Annotated in this window: 2 protein-coding genes; both read left to right on the forward strand. The window is 69.5% G+C overall.

Translation table 11 applies throughout. The features are described from left to right. The first annotated feature begins 112 nt into the window (after positions 1-112). Entirely contained in the window at positions 113-1,405 is a 1,293-nt protein-coding gene (locus tag QZ433_RS10240; RefSeq protein ID WP_295782859.1) for an esterase, read from the forward strand. A 61-nt stretch (positions 1,406-1,466) separates the two neighbouring features. Beyond that, positions 1,467-2,768: an esterase gene (locus tag QZ433_RS10245; protein ID WP_295782862.1), complete on the forward strand. Its 1,302-nt coding sequence runs from the start codon at positions 1,467-1,469 to the stop codon at positions 2,766-2,768. Positions 2,769-2,863: the final 95 nt, after the last annotated feature.

Here is a 2,863-nt window from a genome sequence, read left to right on the forward strand (position 1 = left end):
GCGATCCCCTGCAGTTGCCCGGCATCGGCGCGGCCGTCGGGCGCGCGTACCTGCCGGACGCGTCGCGCCGCGAGATGGTCGCGCTCGCGCGCACGGCCTGGGAGGGGCGACGGTGAAGAAGTTCGTCCTGTCGTTCGAGCTCATCGACTCTCCCCTCCTTGTGATCTGCTCGATCGTGGTCGCGATCGGCGTCATCGTCGTCATGGCCTGGGCCCCCCGTCGCGTCGGGCGGACGATCGGTGTCGCAGTGGCCGCGGGGGGTGTCATGTATCTGGTCGCGCGGGCGGCCAGCGCTGCCCAGGTCTTCGACGGTCCGCTGCCCGCGGGGGCCGCTCGATGGTCGGCGCTCGCCATCGCCGGGATCGCGGCGGGCGTGATGGGTGTCGTCGCCGCGCCGCGGGTGCGCCGGATCGTCGGAGTCGTGGTGATCCTGGCATCCGTCATCACGGGTTTCCTCGGCGTCAACAGCTCCTACGGCATCACCCACACTCTCGCCGCGATCATGGGTGTGCAGACCCTCGATCGCGCCGACCTGCCGGACACCGGGCGGGACGCCGCGGGGACGGCGACATGGGAGAACTGGAAGCCGCCGGCCGACATGCCGTCCTCGGGCACCGTCAGTGCGCTGAGCGGCGATTCCCGCATCCCGTCGGGGGATTTTCCCGCCAGAGACGCGTCCCTGTATCTGCCGCCCGCGGCACTCGTGAAAGATCCGCCGACCCTGCCCCTCATCGTCTTCATGATGGGACAACCCGGTTCGCCGGATCCGACGAGTCTCGCCAAGGCCCTTGCGGACTTCGCGCGCGCCCACGACGGATTGGCACCGATCGCCATCGTCGCCGATCAGACGGCGTCCGGCGACCTCGATCCGTCCTGCGCGGACTCGGCGAAGTACGGTCCGGTCGCCACGTATCTCAACACGCTCGTGCCGCAGTGGGCGGCGTCGCATCTCAACGTCTCGACGGATCATCGACTGTGGGTGCTCGGGGGGTTCTCCAACGGCGGTTCATGCGCGGCGAAGTGGGCGGCCGAGTATCCCGAGGTGTGGGGTCACCTGCTCGATGTGTCGGGCAACGAGTATCCCGGCTCGGAACATCCCGACGCGACCATCGATGAGGTGTTCGGAGGAGATGCGGCCGCGTTCGAGGCGGCGACTCCGGCCGCCATCATGGGCCGAACGCCCTCTCGCGACTACGCGGGCCACGTGGCCATCTTCACCTGGGGGCAGTCCGACAGCGTGTTCGGTCCGGGCCAGCAGCGCAACGCCCTCGCGGCCCACGCAGCCGGTTTCACCGCCATGACCCACGTCGTGACGGGCGCAGGCCACGACGGACCGGCGCTGGACGGAGCGCTCGCCTTCGCCATCCCCGAGCTCGCACGCGTCCTGGGGCTCGCCCCGTCATGAACGAGAGGACCGGGGACGCGTATCGGCATGATCAGACGACAGCACACGGGGGAGTATCGAGATGAACAGATTCTTGCTCTCCTTCGAACTGATCGACAGCCCCCTCCTGATCATCTCGTGCGCCGTCGCGACGCTCGCGGTCCTGGCCGTCCTGCTCTGGCCCCGCCGCCGCCTCGTCCTCATGGGAGCGATCGGCATCGCCTCGGGGGTCGCGATGTTCGTCGCTGCCAAGATCCTTGAGGCAGCGAACACCTTCGAAGGCCCCCTCCCCGGAGCCGCGATCTGGTGGGCCTCGGGAGCGACGGCCGCGGTCGCCGTCGGTGTCGTCGGTCTTTTCCGCGCCCCGTGGCCTCGTCGGGTGGCGGGTGCCATCGCCATCCTCGCGTCGCTTCTCGCCGGTGCGCTCGGCGTCAACGCCTCCTACGGTGTGACGCACAACCTCGCGGCGATCCTCGGCGTGCAAGCGCTGGATCCGGCATCCCTCCCCTCGCAAGAGGCCACGACCGGGGATCCCGCGACGCTGTACCAACGCTGGCAGCCGCCCGCGGATATGGCAGCCAAGGGCACGGTGAGCGCGCTCACCGGATCGACTCGGATTCCGACCGGCCAGTATGCCGCACGTGATGCATCGCTGTACCTGCCGCCCGCAGCATTGGTTCCCAACCCTCCTGCTCTGCCCCTCATGGTCTTCATGATGGGTCAGCCGGGCTCACCCGATCCGACGTCGCTCGCCAAGGCCCTCGATGCGTTCGCCGCTCAGAACCGGGGGCTCGCGCCGATCGCGATCGTCGTCGACCAGCTCACCGCACCCGACCGCGACCCCGCCTGCGTGGACTCCGCGACCTTCGGCGCCGTCTCGACGTACATCAACGACCTGGTCCCGCAGTGGGCGCTGAAGAACCTCAACATCGTGACCGACCACCGCTACTGGACGATCGGCGGGTTCTCCAACGGTGGCTCGTGCGCCGCGATGTACGGGGCGAAGCACCCCGACGTGTGGGGACAGATGCTCGATGTCATGGGGAATGAGTTCCCCGGGTCCGAGCACGTGGCGCAGACCGTCACCGACGTCTACAAGGGCGATGCGGCCGCGTTCCAGGCGAACAAGCCTTCGGTGCTGATGGCCGCGGCCCCACCCGGCACCTTCGCCGGTCATACCGCCGTCTTCACCTGGGGGAGCGCCGACACCACTTACGGTCCGGGCCAGCTCGCGAATTCGCAGGCCGCCCAAGCGGCTGGTTTCACGACACTGACTCATATCGTGGAGGGTGGCGGCCACACCGGCGAGACGCTCGACGCGAGCCTCGCGTGGGCCATCCCGGCGCTCGCGTCGGCTCTCGGTCTGGCCGCGCCGGCATCCTGAGATCCCTCCGCGGGCCATGCCCGCGCGGAGTCCGGGCACGTTCGGTGTCGCCGCGACGCGGTCGCCTGTGCATCCGGCGCTCGTCGCGTGGCCGG

The organism is uncultured Microbacterium sp., assembly GCF_913776565.1.
In the GTDB taxonomy this organism is placed as follows: domain Bacteria; phylum Actinomycetota; class Actinomycetes; order Actinomycetales; family Microbacteriaceae; genus Microbacterium.